Origin of the sequence: Pseudomonas sp. 22082 (assembly GCF_052046055.1) — a bacterium.
Lineage (GTDB): Bacteria > Pseudomonadota > Gammaproteobacteria > Pseudomonadales > Pseudomonadaceae > Aquipseudomonas > Aquipseudomonas pharyngis.
The window spans coordinates 25357-49698 of the sequence record NZ_JBQEQB010000035.1 but is presented as its reverse complement, the minus strand read 5'-3'; the positions used below and the strand labels follow the sequence as shown (position 1 = coordinate 49698).

The following is a 24342-nucleotide window of genomic DNA, read 5'->3' as shown; positions in this document are numbered from 1 at the left end:
TTGTTGCTGCGCTATGAGCGAGCGCATCTGGTTGCGGTCGATTATCAGGTTTGGCGCGATGCGGTCTGGCGCACCGAGCAAACGCTGGCCAGCTACCGCTTTGATGCCCGCCATCGATTGATCGAGGCGTCGAACGCGGTCGGCGAGACTGAGCGTTACGACTACGACGACCAGCACGTCATCCTGCAACGGCAGCTGGCCGGCGGCGCGAGCTTCTTCTGGGAGTGGGAGCGTGCCGGCAAGGCAGCGCGTTGCGTGCGGCACTGGGCGTCGTTTTCGCAGATGGATACGCGTTACGTCTGGGATGACGCCGGCAGTGTCACGGTGCAGTACGTCGACGGCACTGAAGAAACCTACGTCCACGACGATACGGCGCGGCTGGTGCGTCAGGTCGCCGCCGATGGTGGCGAACAGCTCAAGGCCTACGACGCGCAGGGCCGGCTGATTGCCGAGCAGGATGCGCTGGGCGCGGTCACCGAATACCGCTATGACGACGCCGGGCGGCTGATCGCGCTGATTCCGCCGGACGATGCGCCGACGACCTACGAGTACCGCAACGGTTTCCTGCACAGCCGTTCGCGTGGCGATGCGGTGTGGACGTACCGGCGCAATGCCCAGGGTGATATCACCGAAGCGGTCGACCCGGATGGCCACGTCACCCATTACCACTACGACGCGCAGGGGCGGTTGCTGTCGGTCCGTTATCCGGACAGTGGTCGCCATGTGTTCATGTGGAACGACCTGGGCCAGTTGGTCGAGGAGAGTCTGCCGGACGGCGGGGTTCGCAAGTTTTCCTACGATGCCTTGGGGCGGCGGATTACGGCGCAGGACGAACATGGCGCGGTCACCCGTCATGCCTGGGACGCCGTTGGCCGGCTGATCCAGACCACCTCGCCGAATGGCGCCACCCGCGCCTGGTCCTACAGCGCCTACGGCCAGATCACCGCCGAACGCGATGAACTGGGGCGCATCACCCGCTACGAATATGACGACGACCTGCATTTGGTCAGCCGGCGGATCAACCCCGACGGCACGCGGCTGCAGTACCGCTACGACCATGCGCAGCTGCTGCTGACGGAAATCGAGAACGAGTCCGGCGAAAAGTACCGGCTGGACTACACGCCTACCGGACTGATCCGACAGGAAACCGGCTTCGATGGCCGGCGTACGGCGTATGTCTACGACCGCAACGGCCACCTGCTGGAAAAGACCGAGTACGGCGACGACGGCTCGACGCTGGTCACCACTTACCAGCGCGACAGCGCCGGGCGATTGCTGCTCAAGACCTTGCCGGACGGGGTCGAGGTCAGCTACCGCTATGACCGCCTCGGTCGGCTGGTCGGCGTGGATGACGGCCAGGATCACCCGCTGGCCTTCGAATACGACCTGCAGGACCGGCTGGTGCGCGAGCATCAGGGCTGGGGCACCTTGCGTTACACCTACGACGCCTGCGGCCAACTCACTCGCATGCGTCTGCCGGACAACAGCAAGCTCGACTACCACTACGCCAAGGGCGGCGCGCTGACCGCGATCGACCTCAACGGCGCCTTGCTGACCCGCCACGTCTACCAGCACGGCCGCGAACAGCAACGTCAACAAGGCCTGCTGCTCAGCGAATATGCCTACGACGAACAGGGCCGGTTGCGGGTTCATTCTGTTCATCAACATGACCGCGCGCTGTACCTGCGCCACTACAGTTACGCGGTCAATGGCAACCTCGCATCTATCGCCGACAGCCGTCACGGTCAACGTAGCTATTACTACGACGCCCTCGACCGTCTGGCCAGCGTGCGCCACACCCGCGACGACCTGCCGGAAAACTTCGCCCACGACCCGGCCGGCAACCTGCTGATGCAGGACCGTCCGGGGCCGGCACAGATCAAGGGCAATCGCCTGCTGATGCAGGGCGACCGTCATTACGACTACGACGCCTTCGGCAACCTGATCCGCGAACGCCGCGGCCGCGCGCAACAACTTGTCACCGAATACCGCTACGACAGCCAGCACCGCCTGATCGGCCTGACCCGCCCCGACGGCACCAGCGCCAGCTACCAGTACGACGCCTTCGGCCGGCGCATCCGCAAGACCGTCAATGGCCAGACCACCGAGTTTTTCTGGCAAGGCGACCACCTGATCGCCGAAAGCAGTAAAGAACAACACCGCAGCTTCATCTACGAACCCGGCACCTTCCGCCCATTGGTCATGCTCGACGGCAAAGGCCCGAAACGCGCCTGCCCGTTCTACTACCAACTCGACCACCTCGGCACCCCGCAGGAACTGACCGACTACAGCGGCGAGATCGTCTGGTCCGCCAAATACAGCGCCTACGGCAAGGTCACCTCGCTGGAGCTGGCAACCGAGGACTACCTGAACCAGCCGCTGCGCTTTCAGGGGCAATATTTCGATGACGAAAGCGGGCTGCATTACAACCGGCATCGGTATTACGACCCGGACGTGGGACGGTACCTGACGCCGGATCCGGTGAAGTTGGCGGGTGGGTTGAATCAGTACCGGTACGTGCCGAATCCGACGGGGTGGGTGGATCCGTTGGGGTTGACGTCCAACTGTCCGCCGCCGAACAAGCCGGGATGTCCGGTGCCGGATAACGTTAGTGGCAGTATGGCAATCGAGGGCAACCCACCGTTGCCTATCGTTAATCACGGTGTTGACCCAAAATCTTTAAAGCGGACACATGCGATTTCAGGAAAAACCTCAACTAAAGAAGTCGAGAAAATGGTGAATACAATGCGAAGCACGGGCTACGACAATCGATACCCCATAGACGTAGCGGAACACCAAGGCGAACTCTACATTTTGGATGGCCACCACCGCGCCGCCGCCGCTAGACAAACCTCCACCAACGTCAGTATTAAGCTAATAACAAATATTAGAGAGCACCACGGCACTCTAAACACCATTGAAGAGGTGTTGGAATCAGCACAAAGTATCGGAAACGACAGACTAGAGCACCGTAGAAGAAAATGACCAGACCTGAAATCACACTTGAAGATCTGATAACCGACTTCCTATCTAAAGTAGATATCGGCACGAAGCTATTAGAGGAAAAATTCGGCACCCGCAATATTCTGAGACTATGGCGTTCCAAACAAATAGAACGATGCGGAGAAATAAAGAATGGCGTTCAGTATGAGCTCCACGGCATTGGGTGCTTCATAATTTTCGCCACAGAGTCCGTGAATTTTGACTACGGGTCAGGCGATAGAATTGATGGATTTGATATTTGGCGCCTCTATTCATATGCCACCGACCGACCATTCAGATACAAAAAGTATTGTGACAAACAAACTCTCGAAAAAGAATTTAGAGAATATTTGTCCTCAAAAAAAATAGAAAAAATGTCTCCAATGGATGACCTGTATGTCCTGACAAGTCCTAACCAAACCCAATAAAACCCGGATGCGACAAGCATGCACCCCATTACTCATCATCATCAAAATCCTCATACTCAAGCTCCTCCTCACCCTCCATAAGCGGAACCGTCGCATCATCCATCAACGACCCCGGATCTTCATTCCCCGGATCATTGATAAACGGCAATCCGCTCGGGCCTTTTTCTTCCGTGCCTTCGGTTTCGGGAGTCATGGCGCACCTCATTAATCTCAAATGTGTAAAACGTTCGAAAAGTATGGCCGCTAATCGTTCCAGCGCATGACGCGCAGGCACAAAAAACCCGGCATAAAGCCGGGTTTCCGTAGAACCGATCACTCAACGATGACGGTTCTTGTGTTTGTTCTTGTGCTTGTGGCCGCCCCCGGAGTGCGACTTGCCGCCATCGTCACCCAGGTTGTTGCCGACCGCGCCACCCGCCGCGCCGCCCAAGCCTGCGCCGATGGTCGAACCGGTGGAGCCGCCGAGGCTGTTGCCGATCACTGAACCGCCAGCGGCACCGAGGCCACCGCCAATGGCGGCTTCCGTGCGGTTGCGTTTGTTCGCTCCGACGGCACTGCCGGCTGCACCACCAACACCAGCGCCCACCGCAGCACCGGTGCTGCCGCCGAGTTGGCCGCCAACCACGTTGCCCAGCGCGCCACCCAATCCGCCACCCACGGCGGCTGTGCCATCACCAGCGGCCATGGCGCCTTGGGCCACCAATAATCCCAAAACCAATGCGGATAATGTCAAGCGCATACAGACCTCACAAGTCCCGGATCGGGACGGTACGCCCGCGGAGGGGGCTATGTGGCATTGGAGGGGATTTCGGGAAAAACGTTCAGCAACGAAAAGGCCCGGCATCAAACCGGGCCTTTTCAGACATGCGTTGGCAATCAGTGACGTTTGTGACCCTTGGACAGGTTGCTGCCCACCGCACCACCGGCTGCGCCGCCCAGGCCAGCACCGATGGTGGCGCCCGTTCTGCCACCCAGGCTGTTGCCGATGACCGAACCGCCCGCCGCACCGACGCCGCCGCCGATGGCTGCTTTGGTACGAGCACCTTTTTTGGCAGCCAGTGCACTGCCGGCCGCACCCGCTACACCAGCACCAATCGCTGCACCGGTGCTGCCGCCCATTTTCTGGCCAACCACGTTACCCAGCGCGCCGCCGAGACCGCCACCCAGTGCGGCGGTACCGTCACCAGCCATTGCACCTTGAGCAACCAGAAGCCCCAGAACCAGAGCAGGCAGAGTTAAACGCATGACGAAAACCTCAACAGAAGGAAGAAAAAAGGGCGCAGATTGAATGCTGTTGTCGCGGCAATGTCCAGCGTTGCAGCGCACTTGGCGCCGATTGGACAGCGGATATGGAAAAGGTTTTATAACGGACAAAAAAAAGCCCGCTGGGGAGACGGGCTGGAGACTTGCTTTCTAACGGATGGCTTCACCCTACTCAGGCGGGTGTGAAAAGTTTGTGAAAAAACCGGACAAAAGCTTCAATCAATGTAGGACGCTTCTCTACCAGGCAGGCATAAAAAACCCCGTTCAATGACGGGGCTCTGCGGGATAGAACTCACTTTCTGGAGCGGGTGGTGACCTTGGGCAGAAACTTCGCCTTCGGGCCCTTGGGTGCCGTGGACTTGATCTTGCCGGTCTGCACCGGATCCTCGCCAAACCCGGCCTGATACTCCGTCTGGCCGCAGCGCACGCAATTGTTGAATGAAAATTCAGCCCCGTCGTCTTCGATGTACGGATCAGTCATCTTCGCTCCCCTTCTCAAATGCGGGCCGACACTGGCAAACCCTTTTGCCTGAAAAAATATCGACCTCCAAGGCTTTTGAGACTAGCCGGTCATTCCTGGACTTGTGGTTCAGATCACCCGGAGCCCGACGAATGGCCTACGGAAATTAAACACATTGGGGAACCGTTGGTCCCATGCGGCTAAAGATTTGCGGCGACCGGCCGCTGCCCTTTTTCCTACGCAATGAATCTCAAGGAGAGAACATGGAAATCAAAGGATTCCCGACACTGCCTGTTGTAAAACTCACGGATGAACAGATCGCCGCCGGCAAGGCCGGGGCGGAGAAACTCAAGGAAAAGATCGCTTCGGGTGAAATCGTCATCAAGCAGCCGACCGGACCGAGTCCGTTGCAGCCTGGCGTGATCTACCACCCGGACCCCGTTCAGCCAGTTCAACCCGGCGATACGCCGCCTCTCGTCGCGATCGACACGCCGCTGACCTACGATTCGAAAGGCACCATCCTGCTCAAACCGCAGGGCTGATTATCAGCACAGAGCCCATTCCGTTGAATGGGCTCACTAGCCTCAGCGCAACTTGACCGCCGTACCGGTCGCAAACACCACCACCATGCCACCCTTCCCTGCCGGCATGCTGATCTCGAAATCCACCCCGACCACCGCATCCGCCTGCAAAGCCCGCGCACGTTCCTTGATCTCGTCAGTCGCCTGGATACGTGCCTCCTTCAATGCCCGCTCCAGCGTCTGCGAACGCCCACCGAAAAAGTCGCGCATGCCCGCGAACATATCGCGAATCACATTCACGCCCTGCACCGACTCGGCACTGACGATGTCCAGATACGCCGTAATCTGCCGGCCTTCGATGGAGTGGGTGGTGGAAATGATCATGGAGGTCGTCCTTTTACATACCGGATAAAACCGCGATTGTAATGCCCTGGCAAAGGGAAGCCGAAGCAATCTCTGTGACCAAAAACCAGACGCCAGAATGCACAAAACCCCTGGCTTCTTTCGAAACCAGGGGTTTTGTTTACATCGAATTTGGCGGTGAAGGAGAGATTCGAACTCTCGATACAGTTTCCTGTATACACACTTTCCAGGCGTGCTCCTTAAGCCACTCGGACACTTCACCGTATCTCTTCAAACATGTTCTGTCTGTCGAGGCGCGCTAATGTAGTCGAAAGCTTTTCTGATGGCAAACTTTTTTTCAGAATTTTCATGCGGTTAAGCGAAAAAGCCGCGGCCGCCATCGAGAGTCCATGGCGATCCGGCCAATCTCGGGTAAACGCGGCCCTTCTATATAGGCGCGCAGGCGTCAGGCACCGGGCGCGTTGCAGCGCATCGGCCAGTAAACAGTGACTGGCGGGTCAGTCACAGTGCTTTACCTGACCGGCGACGGTGGGTAACGTCTGCCCATCTTTCTTATAAGGAATTGCGCCATGAGCGACCTGATTGCCTACCACCTCGAAGACGGTATCGCGACCCTGACCCTGAGCAACGGCAAGGTCAACGCCATTTCCCCGGACGTGATCGCGGCCTTCAACGCGGCGCTGGATCAGGCGGTGGCGGATCGTGCCATTGTGATCATCACAGGTCAGCCGGGCATTCTCTCTGGCGGCTATGACCTGAAAGTAATGACCGCCGGCCCTAAAGAAGCGGTGTCCCTGGTGACTGCGGGTTCGACCCTGGCCCGTCGTCTGCTGTCGCACCCTTTCCCGGTGATCGTTGCTTGCCCGGGCCATGCCGTGGCCAAGGGCGCGTTCATTCTGCTGTCCGCCGACTACCGGATCGGTGTCGACGGCCCGTTCAGCATTGGTTTGAACGAAGTGCAGATCGGCATGACCATGCATCACGCCGGTATCGAGCTGGCCCGTGACCGCCTGCGTCGCTCGGCCTTCCATCGCTCGGTGATCAATGGTGAAATGTTTGATCCGCAAAGCGCAGTGGATGCCGGTTTCCTCGACAAGGTTGTAGCGGCCGAAGAGCTGCAAGGCGCTGCCCTCGCCGCTGCGCGTCAGTTGAAGAAGATCAACATGACCGCGCACAAGAACACCAAGTTGAAAGTGCGCAAGGCGCTGCTGGAAGCCCTGGACAACGCGATCATTCAGGATCAAGAGCATCTGGGCTGATAGCCGGCTTGCACCGATTCAGAAAAGCCCGACCGTCGTGTCGGGCTTTTTCTTACACGCCCAGTTAAAAACTCTGCGGCAGCTCTAGGACGCCTCTGACCAACAAGTCGGAAACATGCGCTTAAACATCGCCCATCTCCGGACTCTATAGCGGCAATTGCCGAAAACAGTGCACATCCGTACACTGCGCCACCTTTTGTCCCGATGGGCCTGAAAATGCTGTTCGTGTTTCGTATGTTGTTGATGGGCCTGCACTTTATTCTGGCGGGAATCCTCGGTGTGATCCTCGGGCTGTGCCGCCCATTCAATCCGGACAACAGTCGCCTGTGCGCCCGTCTCTATGCACTGCCGGCCATGTGCATTTTGCGTTTGCGAGTGAAAGCCGATGTCGGGCCGTTGATGAACAAACCCGACAGCTGCGTGATTATCGCCAACCATCAGTCCAACTACGACCTGTTCGTGTTCGGCAACGTGGTGCCGCGCCGTACCGTGTGCATCGGCAAAAAGAGCCTGAAGTGGGTGCCACTGTTCGGGCAACTGTTCTGGCTGGCGGGCAACGTGTTGATCGATCGTGGGAACGCGCACAAGGCGCGTCAGTCGATGCTGACCACCACCGACACTTTGCAGCACAAAGACACCTCGATCTGGGTCTTCCCGGAAGGCACCCGCAACCTGGGTGAAGAACTGCTGCCATTCAAGAAAGGTGCGTTTCAGATGGCCATCGCCGCCGGGGTACCGATCGTTCCGGTGTGTGTCAGCAGCTACATCAAGCACATGCGCCTGAACCGCTGGCACAGCGGGAAAGTTCTCATACGCTCGCTGCCGGCGATTCCTACCGCTGGCCTGACCATGGATGACATGCCCATGCTCATCAACCAGTGCCGCGAACAGATGCGCGAATGCATCGATGCGATGGACCGGCAGCTGCAAGCTGCGTGAAAAAGAAGCCCGCCCTGTGCGGGTTTTCTTTTGCCCGGTGAACTGTGCAGATTTCACTGACTCTCAAGCAGCGACACGGCTAAGCTGAAGCCATGTCTCCCCTGCCATCTGCCAAGAAGAAGTGAATCACCACCATGGGTCGAGTTGTTGCTGCTGCGGTTTACAGCGCTGGTAAGAAAGTCACCAACATTTCCCTCGACGAAGGCGCGGCCTGGGCCGCCAAGACCGGCCACTTCGTCTGGATCGGCCTCGAAGAGCCGAGCGCCCAGGAACTGTCCAACCTGCAACGCCAGTTCAACCTGCATGAACTGGCCATCGAAGACGCTCTCGAAAAACACAGCCGGCCGAAGCTGGAAACCTTTGGCGACGCGCTGTTCATCGTCACCTACTCGCCGGTGCGCGAACACGGGATTCTGCAGTTCATCGAAACCCATATCTTCGCCGGTAACGGCTACATCATCACCGCCCGCAACGGTCATTCGGCGTCCTACGCCCAAGTGCGCCAGCGCTGTGAGGCACGGCCGCTGCTGCTGGAACACGGGGAAGATTTCGTACTGTATGCGCTGCTGGATTTCGTGATCGAGAACTATCAGCCGGTGGGCGAAGCGATCCACGCCGAGATCGATGAGCTGGAACGCAACGTGCTGTGCAGTGCGCTCAATGAACACGACATCCAGAAACTCCATGGCCTGCGCCGAGACGTCTTGCGTTTGCGCCGTTACGCGGCGCCGATGGTGGAAATCGGCGAGGAGCTGCAGAAGCTGAGCTTCCCCTTCATCGACAAGAACATGCGCCCGTATTTCCGTGATGTGCAGATCCATGTGACGCGGCAGATGGAAGACCTGACCACCTTGGCCGACATTGCAAGCCAGACCATCGAAATCGGCGTGCTGCTGGAAGCCTCACGACAAAGCGTGGTGCAACGAAAATTCGCTGCGTGGGCGGCGATTCTGGCGTTCCCCACGGCAGTGGCGGGGATCTACGGGATGAACTTCCAGAACATGCCGGAGCTGAGCTGGCACTACGGTTATTTCGGCGTGCTGGGCTTTATCACGGTCGGCTGCGTGAGCCTGTGGGCGAGCTTCAAGAAATCGGGCTGGCTATGAGAAAAAACGCCCCCGTGCAAAGCACGAGGGCGTTCGAATTCAAACGGCGGTCGGCTTGTGCGCCACGAAGCGCATCATCCATTCCGCAACGGTGGTGCCGTGGTGCTGATGTTCCAGGCTGGCCACACCCTTGCTGTACACCTGCTCGCCCAGCGCTTCCTGACGCAGATCCAGCAGCGCCCGCGAGTAGTCGTGAATGAATTCCGGATGCCCCTGGAAGCACAGCACCTGATCGTTGATGTGGTACGCGGCGAACGGGCAGAAATCGCTGGAAGCAATCACCGTGGCGTTCTCCGGCAACGCCGTGACCTGATCCTGGTGGCTGATCAACAGCGTCAGCTCTTCGCGCACCGGGCTCATCCACGGCGCCTTGGCCGCCAGTTTGTAGTTGTGAATGCCGACACCCCAGCCTTGAGTAGCACGCTCGCTCTTGCCGCCCAGCAACAGCGCCAGCAGCTGATGGCCGAAGCACACGCCGAGCAGTTTGTCGCCCCGCTCGTAGCGGGTCAGCAGGTATTGCTTGAGGGTCTGGATCCACGGGTCGGTGCCGAACGAGTCGGCCTTGCTGCCGGTGACCAGATACGCATCGAAAGTCAGGTCATCACTCGGATAGTCGCCCTGCATCACGTTGTACACCGTGAACTCGGCGGCGATCGGCTGTTGCGAGAACAGGCGCTGGAACATCTGCCCGTAACCCTGATATTCATCGACCAGTTCCGGACGCAGGATGTCGGTTTCCAGAATGCAGATGCGTAGCGACATAAAAAATACCTGACACGTGATGGGAATAATGCACACGCCAGAGCCTGCCTTGAAACCACCCGGCAAGGCAAGCCCCGAAATGCGTCCCCGCCCCGTTAGAACAACTCGCCCTTCGCGGCTTTTTCCAGCAGCAACGCAGGCGGTGCGAAACGCTCGCCGTACTGTTCCGCCAGGTACTGCGCCCGCGCGACAAAGTCCTTCACGCCATATTGGTTGATGAACTGCAACGCGCCGCCCGTCCATGCCGCAAAACCGATGCCGAAGATCGAGCCGACGTTGGCGTCCGCCGTCGAGGTCAGCACGCCCTCCTCCACACAGCGCACGGTTTCGATGGCCTGCACGAACAAAAGTCGATCACGCACATCCTTGGGCGAAATCTGCCCGTCTGATTTCTCGAAACGGGTTTTCAGTTCGGGCCACAGATGTTTCTGCCCCCCCGCCGGGTACTCATAAAAACCGCCTCCCGCTGCCTTGCCCGGCCGCTTGTATTCGTTGAGCAGCAAGTCAATCACGGCGAACGCCGGGTGCTCAATCAGCGGTTTCCCTTCTGCCTGCAGGTCTTTGGCCGTTTGCTGACGGATATGGCTCATCAGGCTGAGGGAAACTTCGTCGGAGATCGCAAGAGGCCCGACAGGCATCCCGGCCTTGCGGGCTTCGGTCTCGATCATCGGCGCACTGACGCCCTCACCCAGCATGGCAATGCCTTCATTGGTAAAGGTGCCGAATACTCGAGAAGTAAAGAAGCCGCGACTGTCGTTGACCACAATCGGGGTTTTCTTGATTTGCAGTACGAAATCGAACCCGCGTGCGAGGGTTTCGTCGCTGGTTTGCGCGCCTTTGATGATTTCCACCAGCGGCATCTTTTCCACCGGGCTGAAGAAGTGCAGGCCGATGAACTTGCTTTGATCCGGCACTGCGGTCGCCAACCCCGTGATGGGCAAGGTCGACGTGTTGGAAGCAATCACCGCGTCGGCGCCGACCACCTGCTGTGCTGCTGCCGAGACCTTGGCCTTGAGATCACGATCCTCGAATACCGCCTCAATGATCAGATCGCAACCTGCCAGATCGGCGTCGCTTTCGGTCGGATGGATGCGCGCCAGCACCGCTTCACGCTGCTGCGCAGTCATCTGCCCGCGAGCGACTTTCTTGTCCAGCAATGCCGCCGAATGCGCCTTGCCCTTTTCCGCAGCCGCGAGGTTGATGTCCTTGAGCACCACGTCGATCCCGGCCGATGCGCTGACATAGGCGATCCCGGCGCCCATCATGCCCGCTCCGAGCACGCCCACTCGCTTCGTCACATAAGGTGCCAAACCCTGCGGCCGTGAACCGCCGGCATTGATTTCATTGAGCTGGAACCAGAACGTGCCGATCAGGTTTTTCGAGATCTGCCCGGTGGTCAGTTCGGTGAAGTAGCGGGTTTCGATCAGGTGCGCCGTGTCGAAATCCACCTGCGCACCTTCCACCGCCGCGCACAGAATCTTCTCCGGCGCCGGCAACGTGCCCTGGGTTTTGCTGCGCAGGATCGACGGCGCAATCGCCAGCATCTGCGCGACTTTCGGATTGGAGGGCGTGCCGCCGGGAATCTGATAGCCCTTCACATCCCAACGCTGCACCGCCGCAGGATTGGCCAGAATCCAGGCCCGGGCCTTGGCCAGCAGCTCATCGCGATCCGCTGCCAGTTCATCAATCAGCCCCGCCTGCAACGCCTGCTGCGGACGGACTTTCTTGCCTTCGAGCAGATACGGCAAAGCCTTTTCGATGCCCAGCATGCGCACCATCCGCACCACGCCACCGCCGCCCGGCAACAGGCCGAGGGTCACTTCCGGCAAACCGAGCTGCACCGACGCATCGTCCAGCGCCACGCGGTGGTGGCAGGCCAGGCAGATTTCCCAGCCGCCGCCGAGCGCCGCGCCGTTGATCGCCGCGACCACCGGTTTGCCGAGGGTTTCCAGGGTGCGCAACTGGCCCTTGAGGGTCAGCACCATGTCATAGAAGGCCTTGGCTTCGGGCTTGCCGACCTTGATCAGTTCATTCAGGTCGCCGCCGGCGAAGAAGGTTTTCTTGGCCGAGGTGATGATCACCCCGGCGATGTCATCTTTTTCCGCCAGCAGTCGGGCGACGCTTTGAGCCATGGCCTCGCGGTACACCGCGTTCATGGTGTTGGCGCTCTGGCCCGGCATGTCGATGGTCAGGAGAACGATGCCGTCCTGGCCTTTTTCGTAACGAATGGCTTGGGTCATGACAGGATTCCTTGGGGTCAGAGGCGTTCGATGATGGTGGCGATGCCCATGCCGCCGCCGACGCACAGCGTCGCGAGGCCGTAGCGCAGGCGTCGGGCTTCCAGTTCATCGAGCAAGGTGCCGAGGATCGCGCAACCGGTGGCACCCAGCGGATGGCCCATGGCGATCGAGCCACCATTGACGTTGACCTTGTCCGGATCTACGGCCATGTCCTTGATGAATTTCAGCACCACCGAGGCGAACGCCTCGTTGACTTCAAACAGGTCGATGTCTTCCACCCGCAGCCCGGCCTTGGCCAACGCCTTGCGAGTGGCCGGCGCCGGGCCGGTGAGCATAATGGTCGGATCGGTGCTGGTGACCGCCGTGGCGACAATCCGCGCCCGGGGTTGCAGGCCCAACGCGCGTCCCTTGGCCTCGGAGCCGATCAACATCAGCGCCGCGCCGTCGACGATCCCCGAGCTGTTGCCCGGCGTGTGCACATGATTGATCCGTTCGACGTGGCTGTAGACCCGCAGCGCCGTGGCGTCGAAGCCCATCTGGCCAATCATTTCGAAACTCGGTTTGAGCTTTCCCAGACCTTCAAGGGTCGACTCGGCTCGGATGAACTCATCGTGATCGAGCAGGATAATGCCGTTCTGGTCCTGCACCGGCACCAGCGACTTGCTGAACGAACCGTCGGCCCGGGCACGGGCGGCTTTCTGTTGCGAGTGCAGCGCGTAGGCATCGACGTCCTGCCGGCTGAAGCCTTCAAGGGTGGCGATCAGGTCGGCGCCGACGCCTTGTGGCGTGAAGTGGCTGTGCAGATTGGTCTGCGGGTCCAGCGCCCAGGCGCCGCCGTCGCTGCCCATCGGCACGCGGGACATGGATTCGACGCCGCCGACCACCACCAGCTCTTCGAACCCGGAGCGCACTTTCATCGCTCCCAGGTTCACCGCTTCCAGCCCGGAAGCGCAGAAGCGGTTGATCTGCACGCCGGCGACGCTGACGTCCCAATCGGCCACCTGCACGGCGGTCTTGGCGATGTCCGAGCCCTGATCGCCAATCGGCGTAACACAGCCAAGCACCACGTCATCGACCTGGCTGGTGTCCAGCGCCGTGCGTGCCTGCAAAGCGGTCAGCAGCCCGGCCACCAGGTTCACCGGCTTGACGCTGTGCAGCGAACCGTCGGCCTTGCCCTTGCCACGGGGCGTGCGTAACGCGTCGAAAATCAAAGCTTGGGTCATGACGTCCTCGAACCTGTGCGGTGAGTGAAATTCGTGCTGTCACTGTTGTCTTCGCAGGCGACGGATTCAATGACCACAGCGCTCAATGACGTTGACGCGCACGCTCAGACGGACGGTCATCCATGGCTTGGTTAACCGGTTCAGGTGCGCGAGCTGTCTAGCAAACGGGCGGCAAAGAAGCTGGCAATGGGCCTCATGCCTTTTAAATCGCGATAGGTGGTAAATACATACGAAATGGATCTAAGCGAAGCGTGACGCGGGCCCTAAGGTGAAGATGTACGTCGTTGTCGTCGGGTTTTGCCGAGACAGGTGTTCGCTACAGGAAGTGCAGCGCTTGCCGTCATGGATATGCAGGCAGGCATCAGGAAATAACAAAAAAGGCGGTCAAGCCATGTTCAAACAACCGAAAGTTCGTCAAGCAGGACTCATTCTTTTCGCCACGACGCTGTTGTTGATTCTGCCGAACCTCACCAAGGTCATCGGCTGATTCAAGCGGCAGGTATTGTTTATCGCCACTGAAAATGTGACTGGCCCGCTATCCGGGCCAGCGTGGCTGTGCCAACCTTTGCGCACTTCCACGACACGGACGGCGATCACTTGAAAACGCTCATTCTGTTCGGGGCCATGCTGCTGAGCATGCCCCTGTCTGCCGCGCAGCTGAACCTGGAGCTGGGCGCGAACAGCCGCACCTGGCAGACCGAGGAATTGCTCAAGCATCCACAGGTACAAACCCTCACGGTCAAGAATGATGTGTCCTACAAGAAGGACATGACTTATCGGGCCGTGCCCATTGCCGCGCTGCTGACCGGCATCAAACCGGACGATCACCTGCAAGCCGTGGCGCTGGACGGTTTTGCCGCAGAGCTGTCCGCCGCGCCGCTACTGAACAATAAAGGCTCGCGCGCCTGGCTGGCCATCGAGGATCCGGCGCAGCCCTGGCCGCCGCTGTCGGAAGGCAAGCACAGCGCCGGGCCGTTTTATCTGGTGTGGACCGATCCGCAGGCCGGCAATATCAGCCCGGAACAATGGCCATTCGAAGTGGCGAGCATCAAGCGCATGGCGCCGGTGGCCGAGCGCTTCCCTGCCCTGTTGCCGGATCCTGCGCTGAAGGCCGATGACCCGGTGAATCAGGGTTTCGCGCTGTTCCAGAAGAATTGTCTGGCGTGCCATCGCCTGAATGGCGCGGGCGATGCGCAGTTTGGGCCGGATCTGAATATCCCGTACAACCCGACGGAGTACTTCGGCGCGGACTTCCTCAAGCGCTACATCCGCGATCCTCAGAGTCTGCGTCAGTGGCCGCAGGCGAAGATGCCGGGGTTTTCTGCCGAGGTGTTGCCGGATGCGGATCTGCAGAAGCTGATCGGGTATTTGCAGCATATGGCCGGGCGCAAGGTTAAGCCTTGATGCCTTCCTTGTGGGAGCGAGCCTGCTCGCGATGCGGTGTCTCAGTCATGCACGTGCCGGCTGAAAGATTGCCATCGCGAGCAGGTTCGCTCCCACAGGAGTAGTGCGGTTATTGCTGCTGAACCGAGATCACCGGCGTCGGCGACACCAGCACTTTCGCATGCATCTGCTCTGACCCGCCGCCCCGGCGCATGCCGCGCACCGGGCAGGCATCCAGATAATCCAGACCCACTGCCAGTTTCAGGTGTCGCTCCGGCCGCGCCAGTTCATTGGTCACGTCAAAGCTGTACCACGCGTCATCGATCCAGGCTTCGGCCCAGGCGTGGCTGGCCAGATGTTCGCAATCCTCGCTGTACAGATAACCCGACACATAGCGTGACGGCACCCCGAGGCTGCGCGCACAGGCCAGAAACGCGTGGGCATGATCCTGGCAAACGCCTGCCCGCCCGGCAAACGCTTCGGCGGCGCTGGTGTCGACTTCGGTGGCGCCCGGTTTGTAGGTCATGTGCTGGTTCAGCCCGTGCATCAGGTCGATCAGTGCATTGCGGTCACGTCGCTGCTTGCAGGATTGTTCGGCAAACGCCCGCAACGCCTCGTCAGCCTCGGTCAGCCGGGTGAACCGCAGGAACGGCAGCGCCGACTGACTCTCGTGCTCCGCCTCGCGCAATTCGTCGATATCAACCTGCCCCCGGGCGCCGATGATGATCGCTTCGTGGGGCTCGTCCATGGTCAGCACGTGCAGGATGTTGCCGAACGGATCGAGCTGGGCGCGCACCGGGCGCGGCAGGTCAAGCTGCCAGCTCAGCACGTGCTGACGCTCGCTGTCGTGGGGTGTCAGGCGCAGGTACTGGATGCTCGCGCGCACCTGATCTTCGTAGTGATAGGTGGTCTCGTGGCTGATGGAAAGTCTCATGCGGCCTCCAGGTAGGAACTGTGAATGGCGTTGCCCAACTGGCGCACCAGCGGGATGAATTCGGTGAGCCAGGCGTGCAGCCCTTCCTCGAGAATTTCTTGAATACCGGTGTAGCGCAGACGCGCGTCCATTTCCGCCGCCAGTCGTTGCGCGGGACGACCGTTGGCCCCAGGCAACTGCGCCAGAATCTGGTCGATTTCTTCGGTGCAGGCCCGCAGCGAGCGCGGCACATCGGCGCGCAACAGCAGCAATTCCGCCACATGCCGGGCGCCGGGCGCGTCGCGATAGATCTCGGTGTACGCCTCGAACGAGGACAGCGCCCGCAACAACGCACTCCACTGGTAATAGGCGTGGGCCGTGCCGTCGCTGACCGCTTCGGCCTGATCGCCGGCCATCTCGTAACGGGCGTCGAGCAGACGCAAGGAGTTGTCCGCCCGCTCGATAAACGTACCCAGCCGAATGAAACGAAACGCGTCGTTGCGCATGATCGTGCCGTAGGACGCGCCCCGAAACAGGTGCGAACGCTCCTTGATCCACTCGCAAAAGCGGCTCATGCCGTAGCGGCTGAGGCCCTGATTGGCGATCCCGCGGATTTCCAGCCAGGTGGCGTTGATGTTTTCCCACATGTCCGCGGTGATCCGCCCGCGCACCGCGTGGGCGCTGGCTCGCGCCGCGCCGAGGCAGCTGTAGATGCTCGCCGGGTTCGCCGCGTCGAGGGCGAAGAAGTGCAGCAATCGCTCGGCATGCAATTCGCCGTGGCGTTCCAGGTAATCGTCCAGCGTGCCGGTGATCAGCAACGGCATCGCCAGTTCGTGCAAACCGTCGCCACGGCCGTCCTGCGGCATCAGCGACAGCGAATAGCTGACATCGAGCATCCGTGCGAGGTTTTCCGCCCGCTCCAGGTAACGCGACATCCAGTACAGATCCGAGGCAGTTCTACTTAACATGGCAGGCTTCCTTCAATCCTCGACCACCCAGGTGTCCTTGGTTCCGCCGCCCTGGGATGAATTCACCACCAGAGAGCCTTCACGCAGGGCGACACGGGTCAAACCGCCGGGCACGACCCGGGTTTCGCGGCCGGACAATACAAACGGGCGCAGGTCGATATGGCGCGGCGCAATGCCGTTTTCGACAAAGGTCGGACAGGTCGACAGCGACAGCGTCGGTTGCGCGATGTACGCGTGGGGCTTGGCCTTGATCCGCTCGCGGAACGCATCGATTTCCGCGGTCGTCGCCGCCGGCCCCACGAGCATTCCGTAACCGCCGGAGCCCTGGGTTTCCTTGACCACCAGATCTGGAAGATTGGCCAGGACATGGGAAAGCTCGGACGGGTTACGGCATTGCCAGGTCGGCACGTTCTTCAGGATCGGTTCTTCGTCGAGGTAGAAACGGATCATCTCGGTGACAAACGGATACACCGATTTGTCATCCGCCACGCCGGTGCCGATGGCATTGGCCAGCACCACGTTGCCGGAGCGATAGGACGACAGCAGTCCCGGCACGCCGAGCATCGAGTCCGGGCGGAAGGCCAGCGGATCGAGGAACGCGTCGTCGAGCCGGCGGTAGATCACGTCCACCGCTTTCGGGCCGTCGGTGGTGCGCATGAAGACTTTGTCGTCGCGCACGAACAGGTCCGCGCCCTCCACCAGTTCCACGCCCATTTCCCGGGCGAGAAACGCATGCTCGAAAAACGCGCTGTTGAACCGTCCCGGTGTCAGCACCACCACACTCGGGTCGTCGATCGGACTCGAGCTTTTCAGGGTATCGAGCAGCAGGTTCGGGTAATGGTCGATGGGCGCGATGCGCTGGGCCGCGAACAGCTCGGGAAACAGACGCATCATCATCTTGCGGTCTTCGAGCATGTAGCTCACGCCGCTCGGCGTACGCAGGTTGTCCTCGAGCACGTAATACGTGCCGTCGCCGTCACGCACCAGATCGACGCCGGAGATGTGCGAATAGATATCGCGATGCAAATCCAGCCCCTGCATCGCCAACTGGTATTGCTCGTTGGCCAGCACTTGTTCGGCGGGAATGATCCCGGCCTTGATGATGCGCTGCTCGTGGTAAAGGTCGGCGAGGAACATGTTCAACGCCTTGACTCGCTGAATGCAGCCGCGCTCGACAATCCGCCATTCGCTGGCGGGAATGCTGCGCGGAATGGTGTCGAAGGGAATCAGACGCTCTGTCCCCTGCTCGTCCCCGTAGAGCGTGAAGGTGATCCCGGCGCGATGGAACAGCAGATCGGCCTCGCGTCGCCGCTGGGCCAGCAGCTCGTCAGGTGTCTCGGCCAGCCACCGGGCAAACTCCCGGTAATGCGGGCGGATCTGGCCGCCGGCATCGTACATCTCATCAAAATAGGTGCGGATCATGCCGTACTCCTTGTCACTCCGGACATACAGGCCTTCGCAAGGCCCGTGCCATCGGCATAAACGCTTTGATTTCAATCGGTTGGATATTCACGCCACACGCACCGCACCATTCCTGTGCGGCAAATGCTCCAACCTGATCGCCCCCGCTTCATTGCGACGCAGTCCCGTCGCCTATCACCAGCATAGTCAGAGTTGATTTCACTGCCCGCAGGCCACTGCGGATAATCCGCGCATCCGCTGCAAAAACGTCGTTGACGAAGTATGCAGCCTCACTGATCCGGCTTGCCTCGGCAGCCCTTTCGGCCGTAACCCTGACCGGTTTCCTCTCCTTCCGGTCTTCCCTTTCAGCCACCTTTTCAGGTGGCTTTTTTTTGCGCCGGTTTCTTGTTTCAGGGTTTTGCCATGCGCTTTCGGGCCATAGAAACGACAACGGCCGACCCGAAGGTCAGCCGTAGCTCGACGTGTTGCGAGAGTGATCAGTTCAAACGGTGCCGGTTGCGGATCTCCTGTTTCACGCCCCAGCCTTCGATGATGCCGCCCAAGGGCTCGACCACCGCCGAGAAGCCCTGCTCGAAATCGCCAATGTCGTCGTAGGTTGCGTACATCACCTTGCTCAATTCCAGAGACCAGGCGCCGTCGTCGCGCGCACTGACCTGGGCATTGATGGATTCACCGCGAAATTTGCCTGCCGCCCTGCGCGCCCGCTCCTCGTCCGGGAAAATGGCGTAGAACTCGATGGGATGGAATCGGGAAAAATCGAAACCGCCTTCTTTCATGCGGCGCAGCACGCTGCTGCTGATGTCTTCTTGATAGGCTGTGCTCATGAATCGTCCCCCTCGCATAGATGGATAGACTTTCCGTATTCCCTGCACTGGCCCAAAGGGCCCGGGTGCTTACGGCAACCGCGTTGCCGGCGGGAAACAAGCATGTAGCTGACAAGACCAGACCTTAGCGATCCGTTCGCTGATCTCGCTTGCAGAGTAGCCCCAAGATAGAGCTGCTGCCAAGGCCTGGTACATGAAGAAAATGAAGATTCAGATTGGGGTGATGCTGCGGATTTCGATGCTGTTCTGGGTTTTCAGGCTTTTCACTCCGGCATCGGCGGTGCGCCCTTCCAGATCGTTCAGGTCTAGCTCGGCGGCGACAGGAAGCAGTCGTTCCTTGATCAATCGTGCGGCCTCATCGTCGCTAGGGCATTCCGCACGCTCGAAGACTTCATCGACAATTTCACCGTGATCATCCACGAAAGTGACTTTCCACTTTTGCATTGGAGCCTCCTCGAACAAACCCGCAAATGGGCTTACCTCTATCTCGACTTTTGTCAGGATTGATCGTTCAAAAGGTTTACAGCCGCCGAACATGAAAAAAAGTTATCCCATGTGGAAGCGGGCTTGCTCGCGAAAGCGAACGNTTCGCGAGCAAGCCCGCTCCCACAGGGGTTTTACAGTGCTTTTAGTCGTTGCTTGGCTTGTTCACCGCCTGCAGCACGTATTGCGGCAAGGCGAAAGCACCGATGTGGATTTCCGGGTTGTAGTAGCGGGTGACGATGCCGCTGCCGATGAAGCGCTGTTGCAGAACTTCGCGGCTCAGCTTGCGGTAGGCCGGGTTGGTCGAGCCCCAGGCGAAGGTCATCGAACCGCCGATGTAGGTCGGTACGGCCGCCTGATAGAAGTGCCAGTCCGGGAACAGGCTGCGCAGGCGGCCGGCAGTGGTTTTCACTTCTTCGATCTGCATGAACGGCGTGCCGTTCTGGGTCACGAGGATGCCGCCCTCGTTCAGGCAGCGGTGGCAGGCCTGGTAGAAGTTTTCCGAGAACAGCACTTCGCCCGGGCCGATCGGGTCGGTGGAGTCGGAAATGATCACGTCAAATTTTTCGGTGGTGGTGGCGACGAAACGCATGCCGTCGTCGATCACCAGGTTCAGGCGTGGATCGTCGTACGCACCGCTGGAGTGGTTCGGCAGAAACTCTTTGCACATGTCGACCACGGTGCCGTCGATCTCGACCATGGTGATGTGCTCGACGCTGGCATGTTTGGTCACTTCGCGCAGCATGCCGCCGTCGCCGCCGCCGATGATCAGCACGCGCTTGGCGGTGCCGTGGGCGAGGATCGGCACGTGGGTGAGCATTTCGTGGTAGATGAACTCATCGGCTTCGGTGGTCTGGATCACGCCGTCCAGCGCCATCACCCGGCCCATGCGCGGGTTCTGGAAAATCACCAGGTGCTGGTGTTCGGTGCGCACTTCGTGCAGCAGTTTTTCCATGCGAAAACGCTGGCCGTAGCCTTCGTAGAGGGTTTCCAGGTATTCGCTGGTCTTGGTGACGGTCATGGTGAAGTGCTCCGATGAATGCGCGGGCGCCAATCGTCAGGTTCGATTGCCCGGGAAAGGCGCGCATTCTACGTTGCCGAAGATGACAGGTCGAACCTCAGTTCATCGGCCCGACCCGATCAGGGTGCGAACGGTCAGATCCGCACATTGCCCCGCGGCCCGGCAATCGCCCAGATAATCAGGCCCAGCACCGGCAGGAGGATGATCAGCAGCACCCAGAGGATTTTCATCCCGGTCTCGGCGCCGCTTTTCAGCACATTGATGATCGCCCAGATGTCGAGCGCAAGAATGATCAGGCCAACCAGGCCGTTGAACGTGGAACCCATGGTGTCGCTCCAGAATAGTGGCATGCACTTTTAGGATAGACGGTCGCGCACAGGGTTCCCTTTTATTGCGTCAGACGTGAACGGCGACCTTCAAGGCTTCCAGCGACGGCGCGGCGGCAATGCCGACTTCGGCGCACAGATCCAGCACGCGCGGCACGTCGTTGCCGTAGGCCAGCACCACTTGCAGCTCGTCGTCGAGCAACTGGCTGAAGTTCATCAACGTGTAACCGCCGTTTTCCTTGTTCAGGCTGCTCATCTGTACCTGGATGCGGTTGAGCGCGGTCAGCGCCTCGGTTTTGGCCAGTTGCTTGGGCTTGAGGTTGAATTCGACGCCCGGGCCGAACGAGGCAACGATCTGCGCGAACAGGTCGGCGTAGGTGTCGGCCTGGAACAGCACGGTCTCCGGCAGGCTGCCGACCACCACCCACTCGCCCAGCGGAATCGGGAAAGTGTCGTCGTAGTTGATGTCCGGGTTGGCGGTCAGAAAAGCGTCGGCATCGGCGTAGGCCTGTGCCGCTTCGTCAGCGACCTTCAGGATCTCGTCTTCGCCCATGCAGCCGGAGCTGATTTTGCTGATGAGTTCGGCGAGTGCGGCTTTCATGGGGGCGGATCCTGTGGCGAAGAGAATTTTGAGGGCGCGAAGGATAGCGCATTCTCGCCTTCGCCACAGAACAGGTTCCGGCCAGCGGCCTCAGCCCAGCAGTTTTTCCAGCTGCGCGGTGGTGTCCACAGCGCCCATGGTGCGGGCCGCGTCCAGCGCGGTGACGCCATTGGCATCCTTGGCTTTCGGGTCGGCGCCCTGATCGATCAAGTAGTCGACGATTTCAACGCGGTTGAACATCGCCGCCATCATCAGCGCCGTGCGGCCATCGAAGGAGGCGCCTTCAATCTGCGCCCCACTCTCGACCAGGGCCTTGACCACGGCCAGATCACCCTTGAACGCCGCGCCGGCAATCGGGCTCTGGCCGTTGCCATTGCGTTGTTCCGGATCGGCCTTGTGCTTGAGCAGCACCTGCACCGCGTCCACGTGACCGTAATAGCTGGCGAGCATCAGCAGGGTGTCGCCTTTGCTGTTGGTCAGGTTCACCGGCAGACCGGCAGTGATCAGGCGATCGAGCATCACCGCGTCGCCCTCGCGCGCCTTGTTGAACACCTGTTCAGTGAATTCGGCGGCTTCTTCGGGGGTCATCTGGCGGCTTTGGTCAGACATGGTTCACTCCACTTTCGGTCAATCGGAAAGCCGATAGTTTCCCGAGCGCGGCGATAGCTGTCATCCCCTTTTTTCCGAGTCCGCCGATAGCCAATATCAATAGCGGTATTTGCCTGCCCGAATGTCGGCAAGAATTTCATCCGTCACCTGCACGTAGGTTTCGGTCCCCGGCAGCCAGGCATAAATCGGGTCATCCCCCGTCAGGCTGGGGTCGAAGCCTTCGTTTTTCAGGCGCGTCTTCTGGTACTTGAAGGTGCCGGTGGTTTCCATCTTGACCTTGACCCGCAGGAACAGCGGCACCGCGTAGGCCGGCATGCGTTGGCGGGCGAAGGCCAGCAATTCGGCGAAATCCAGGGTCGCCAGCGACTCGGCCGGGGTGATCGCCGCCATCCCGGCGCGACCGTTGGTGTTGGGGATTTCCACGCCATAGGCCACGGCTTCGGAAATGTGCGGATGCTGGAGCAGCAGGTTTTCGACCTCGGTGGTCGAGACGTTCTCGCCCTTCCAGCGGTAGGTGTCGCCGAGGCGGTCGACAAACTGCGCATGGCCGAAACCGATGTTGCGCAGCAGATCGCCGGTGTTGAAGAAGCGGTCGCCCTTGGTGAACACGTCCTGCAACACGACCTTGGCGGTTTTCTGTGGATCGGTGTAGCCGTCCAGCGGTGCCTTGTCGTCGATCCGCGCCAGCAGCAGGCCCCGCTCGCCCCGGCCGACCTTGCGCATGAATCCGTCATCGCCGCGAATCGGCTCGCCGCTGTCCTGGTCATAGGCGACCAGTTCCCAGGCCATCAGCGAGAAACCGATGGTGTTGTCGAAATTGAGGATGTTGGTGAAGCCGATATTGCCGTCGCTGGCCGCGTACAGCTCGCAAATGTGATCCACGCCGAAGCGGGTCTTGAACTCGGCCCACGCGCCGGGCCTCAGGCCGTTGCCGATCATCTTGCGCACGTCGTGACGGCTGTCGTCGGCGCTGAGCGGCTGATCCACCAGATACCGGCACAACTCGCCGACGTAGCCGATGGTGGTAGCGCGGTAACGACGCACATCGCTCCAGAACTGGCGGGCGCTGAACTTGCGGCGAATGGCGAAACCCGACGCGCCATTGACCGCCGACCCCCAGCACACGCAAAGCCCGGTGGCGTGGTACAGCGGCAAGGTGCAATAGACGATGTCGTCCGGGCGCATATCGAGGGCGATCACGCCGAAGCTCGCCGAACTGCGCATCCAGCGTCCGTGCTTGAACACGCCGGCCTTGGGCAAACCGGTGGTGCCGGAGGTGTAGATATAGAAACAGGGGTCATCGAAAAAAATCTGCCGGCTGCTGGCCGGGTTATCGCCCGAGGCGTCGGCACTGGCGCTGATCAGATTGACGTAGCCTTCGGGCGCGATGCCCGGATGGCTGAAGGTATCCTGATCGGCAACGAACCAGGCGCGCGCTGCCGGGATCGACACTTGCTCGCGTACCGCCGCAAACGCCGGCAACAACTCTTCACCGACGACAATCGCCGCCGGCGTCACCAGATTGATACTGTGGATCAGCGTATCGCGGGTCTGCGAGGTATTGAGCAGCGCGCTGACCGCGCCGACCTTGGCCAGCGCCAGAATCGTCACCAGCAGTTCCGGGCGGTTTTCAATGAACACCGCCACCACATCGCCCTTGCCGATGCCCTGCCCGTTCAGATAGTGGGCGATGCGGTTGGCCCACTGGTTGACCTGTGAATAACTCAGCACCACCTCGCCCGACAGCAGCGCGGGGCCCTCGGGATTGCGCAGGGTCGCCTGCTCGAATGTCCAGCCCAGGCCACAGGTTTGGGTCGGATCCGTGACGTTGGCCACCTTCATGCCTTTCACCACCCGAGGGATGGCTTTGGCAATCATCGGCAGCTTGCGGAGCATCATGCCCCAGGTAATCGTGTCGCTAGGCGCGTGGCGCATGGCAGCTCCCGTTCGACCTTGACGTGCAGGCCGGATTTTTATTGTCGGGCAATCGGGTGACGGAACCGGCGCTTCTCGAGCGAGGGTCGAGGCCGAAAATACGTCAGGGCTTCTCAGGCTGTACACGCGGTTTTTGCAATGTTTTGTATCCGCCCGGCGCTGCAACGCACAGCGGGATTCCGGCCGCAGATATTGGTTCCATCGGATCGACAATGATCCCGCAAAATGCAGGATGCACGATGGCCATTCATGCAGATTGCACGACGGACAAAATTCTACTTAATCATAAGTCATTGATTTATAAAGATTTA

General features: G+C 60.1%; 25 protein-coding genes and 1 tRNA gene. 7 read left to right on the top strand and 19 right to left on the bottom strand.

Translation table 11 applies throughout. The features are described from left to right. Positions 1-2985 (top strand): RHS repeat-associated core domain-containing protein (locus tag ACTJK9_RS28230; RefSeq protein ID WP_440817618.1); only part of this gene is annotated, 2985 nt, incomplete at its 5' end. Continuing rightward, positions 2982-3410 carry a DUF6896 domain-containing protein gene (locus tag ACTJK9_RS28225; protein ID WP_085613477.1) on the top strand — a complete coding sequence of 143 codons (429 nt, stop codon included), beginning with the start codon at positions 2982-2984 and terminating at the stop codon, positions 3408-3410. The genes ACTJK9_RS28230 and ACTJK9_RS28225, both read left to right, overlap by 4 nt. Positions 3411-3438: 28 nt before the next feature. Here ACTJK9_RS28225 and ACTJK9_RS28220 read toward each other — a convergent pair whose 3' ends face one another. The 4 genes from ACTJK9_RS28220 to ACTJK9_RS28205 form a co-directional block, all read right to left on the bottom strand. After that, positions 3439-3603, bottom strand: coding sequence for a hypothetical protein (locus ACTJK9_RS28220; RefSeq protein WP_440817615.1), 165 nt, complete (start codon positions 3601-3603; stop codon positions 3439-3441). 123 nt (positions 3604-3726) lie between these two features. Beyond that, a complete protein-coding gene (locus ACTJK9_RS28215; RefSeq protein WP_085649385.1) occupies positions 3727-4149 on the bottom strand; it encodes a YMGG-like glycine zipper-containing protein in 423 nt (140 codons plus the stop codon). A 137-nt stretch (positions 4150-4286) separates the two neighbouring features. After that, on the bottom strand, positions 4287-4655 hold the full coding sequence (locus ACTJK9_RS28210) for a glycine zipper domain-containing protein (RefSeq protein ID WP_007952176.1): 369 nt from the start codon (positions 4653-4655) through the stop codon (positions 4287-4289). Positions 4656-4965: 310 nt separating this feature from the next. Beyond that, positions 4966-5154, bottom strand: coding sequence for a hypothetical protein (locus tag ACTJK9_RS28205; RefSeq protein ID WP_039769953.1), 189 nt, complete (start codon positions 5152-5154; stop codon positions 4966-4968). A 242-nt stretch (positions 5155-5396) separates the two neighbouring features. Here ACTJK9_RS28205 and ACTJK9_RS28200 point away from each other — a divergent pair, with 242 nt between their 5' ends. Then, positions 5397-5675, top strand: a complete 279-nt coding sequence (locus ACTJK9_RS28200; protein WP_064594653.1) for a hypothetical protein — start codon at positions 5397-5399, stop codon at positions 5673-5675. Positions 5676-5717: 42 nt separating this feature from the next. Here the strand turns inward: ACTJK9_RS28200 and ACTJK9_RS28195 are convergent, their stop codons facing one another. Both ACTJK9_RS28195 and ACTJK9_RS28190 read right to left on the bottom strand, forming a co-directional pair. Further along, complete coding sequence (locus ACTJK9_RS28195) at positions 5718-6038, bottom strand: YbjQ family protein (protein ID WP_039769949.1); 321 nt, start codon at positions 6036-6038, stop codon at positions 5718-5720. A 151-nt stretch (positions 6039-6189) separates the two neighbouring features. Next, positions 6190-6279: transfer RNA gene (locus ACTJK9_RS28190), tRNA-Ser, on the bottom strand. A 307-nt stretch (positions 6280-6586) separates the two neighbouring features. On the opposite strand from ACTJK9_RS28190, the gene ACTJK9_RS28185 reads away from it, so the two are divergent. The 3 genes from ACTJK9_RS28185 to ACTJK9_RS28175 all read left to right on the top strand — a co-directional run bounded on the left by ACTJK9_RS28185 (position 6587) and on the right by ACTJK9_RS28175 (position 9321). After that, positions 6587-7276, top strand: coding sequence for a crotonase/enoyl-CoA hydratase family protein (locus tag ACTJK9_RS28185; RefSeq protein WP_064594649.1), 690 nt, complete (start codon positions 6587-6589; stop codon positions 7274-7276). Between the two features lie 216 nt (positions 7277-7492). Beyond that, on the top strand, positions 7493-8215 hold the full coding sequence (locus tag ACTJK9_RS28180) for a 1-acylglycerol-3-phosphate O-acyltransferase (protein WP_085613517.1): 723 nt from the start codon (positions 7493-7495) through the stop codon (positions 8213-8215). A 134-nt stretch (positions 8216-8349) separates the two neighbouring features. After that, positions 8350-9321: a magnesium and cobalt transport protein CorA gene (locus tag ACTJK9_RS28175; RefSeq protein WP_064594647.1), complete on the top strand. Its 972-nt coding sequence runs from the start codon at positions 8350-8352 to the stop codon at positions 9319-9321. 39 nt (positions 9322-9360) lie between these two features. Here the strand turns inward: ACTJK9_RS28175 and ACTJK9_RS28170 are convergent, their stop codons facing one another. The 3 genes from ACTJK9_RS28170 to ACTJK9_RS28160 form a co-directional block, all read right to left on the bottom strand. Continuing rightward, complete coding sequence (locus ACTJK9_RS28170) at positions 9361-10083, bottom strand: amidotransferase (protein ID WP_440817609.1); 723 nt, start codon at positions 10081-10083, stop codon at positions 9361-9363. 95 nt (positions 10084-10178) lie between these two features. Beyond that, positions 10179-12323 carry a 3-hydroxyacyl-CoA dehydrogenase NAD-binding domain-containing protein gene (locus ACTJK9_RS28165; protein ID WP_440817607.1) on the bottom strand — a complete coding sequence of 715 codons (2145 nt, stop codon included), beginning with the start codon at positions 12321-12323 and terminating at the stop codon, positions 10179-10181. 17 nt (positions 12324-12340) lie between these two features. Continuing rightward, positions 12341-13546 (bottom strand): acetyl-CoA C-acetyltransferase, encoded by a 1206-nt coding sequence (locus tag ACTJK9_RS28160; protein WP_221399093.1) that lies wholly within the window; start codon positions 13544-13546, stop codon positions 12341-12343. Positions 13547-14170: 624 nt separating this feature from the next. Here ACTJK9_RS28160 and ACTJK9_RS28155 point away from each other — a divergent pair. Then, positions 14171-14950: a c-type cytochrome gene (locus ACTJK9_RS28155; RefSeq protein ID WP_440817621.1), complete on the top strand. Its 780-nt coding sequence runs from the start codon at positions 14171-14173 to the stop codon at positions 14948-14950. 109 nt (positions 14951-15059) lie between these two features. Here ACTJK9_RS28155 and ACTJK9_RS28150 read toward each other — a convergent pair whose 3' ends face one another. The 10 genes from ACTJK9_RS28150 to ACTJK9_RS28105 all read right to left on the bottom strand — a co-directional run bounded on the left by ACTJK9_RS28150 (position 15060) and on the right by ACTJK9_RS28105 (position 24031). Further along, positions 15060-15863, bottom strand: coding sequence for a transglutaminase family protein (locus ACTJK9_RS28150; protein WP_440817604.1), 804 nt, complete (start codon positions 15861-15863; stop codon positions 15060-15062). Further along, positions 15860-16810 (bottom strand): alpha-E domain-containing protein, encoded by a 951-nt coding sequence (locus ACTJK9_RS28145; RefSeq protein WP_440817602.1) that lies wholly within the window; start codon positions 16808-16810, stop codon positions 15860-15862. Before ACTJK9_RS28145 ends, ACTJK9_RS28150 begins: the two co-directional genes overlap by 4 nt. Before the next feature lie 12 nt (positions 16811-16822). Next, positions 16823-18232 carry a circularly permuted type 2 ATP-grasp protein gene (locus ACTJK9_RS28140; RefSeq protein WP_039769936.1) on the bottom strand — a complete coding sequence of 470 codons (1410 nt, stop codon included), beginning with the start codon at positions 18230-18232 and terminating at the stop codon, positions 16823-16825. Positions 18233-18708: 476 nt separating this feature from the next. Beyond that, on the bottom strand, positions 18709-19056 hold the full coding sequence (locus tag ACTJK9_RS28135) for a ribonuclease E inhibitor RraB (protein ID WP_007959978.1): 348 nt from the start codon (positions 19054-19056) through the stop codon (positions 18709-18711). Between the two features lie 210 nt (positions 19057-19266). Next, entirely contained in the window at positions 19267-19500 is a 234-nt protein-coding gene (locus ACTJK9_RS28130; RefSeq protein ID WP_085613485.1) for a hypothetical protein, read from the bottom strand. A 184-nt stretch (positions 19501-19684) separates the two neighbouring features. Then, a complete protein-coding gene (gene speE, locus ACTJK9_RS28125; protein WP_011333216.1) occupies positions 19685-20560 on the bottom strand; it encodes a polyamine aminopropyltransferase in 876 nt (291 codons plus the stop codon). 134 nt (positions 20561-20694) lie between these two features. Then, positions 20695-20886 carry a PLDc N-terminal domain-containing protein gene (locus ACTJK9_RS28120; RefSeq protein WP_007959984.1) on the bottom strand — a complete coding sequence of 64 codons (192 nt, stop codon included), beginning with the start codon at positions 20884-20886 and terminating at the stop codon, positions 20695-20697. Positions 20887-20956: 70 nt separating this feature from the next. Further along, on the bottom strand, positions 20957-21487 hold the full coding sequence (locus ACTJK9_RS28115; protein WP_440817598.1) for a hypothetical protein: 531 nt from the start codon (positions 21485-21487) through the stop codon (positions 20957-20959). Between the two features lie 90 nt (positions 21488-21577). Continuing rightward, positions 21578-22096, bottom strand: coding sequence for an ankyrin repeat domain-containing protein (locus ACTJK9_RS28110; RefSeq protein WP_440817595.1), 519 nt, complete (start codon positions 22094-22096; stop codon positions 21578-21580). Between the two features lie 96 nt (positions 22097-22192). Then, positions 22193-24031: a long-chain-acyl-CoA synthetase gene (locus ACTJK9_RS28105; RefSeq protein WP_440817592.1), complete on the bottom strand. Its 1839-nt coding sequence runs from the start codon at positions 24029-24031 to the stop codon at positions 22193-22195. Positions 24032-24342: the final 311 nt, after the last annotated feature.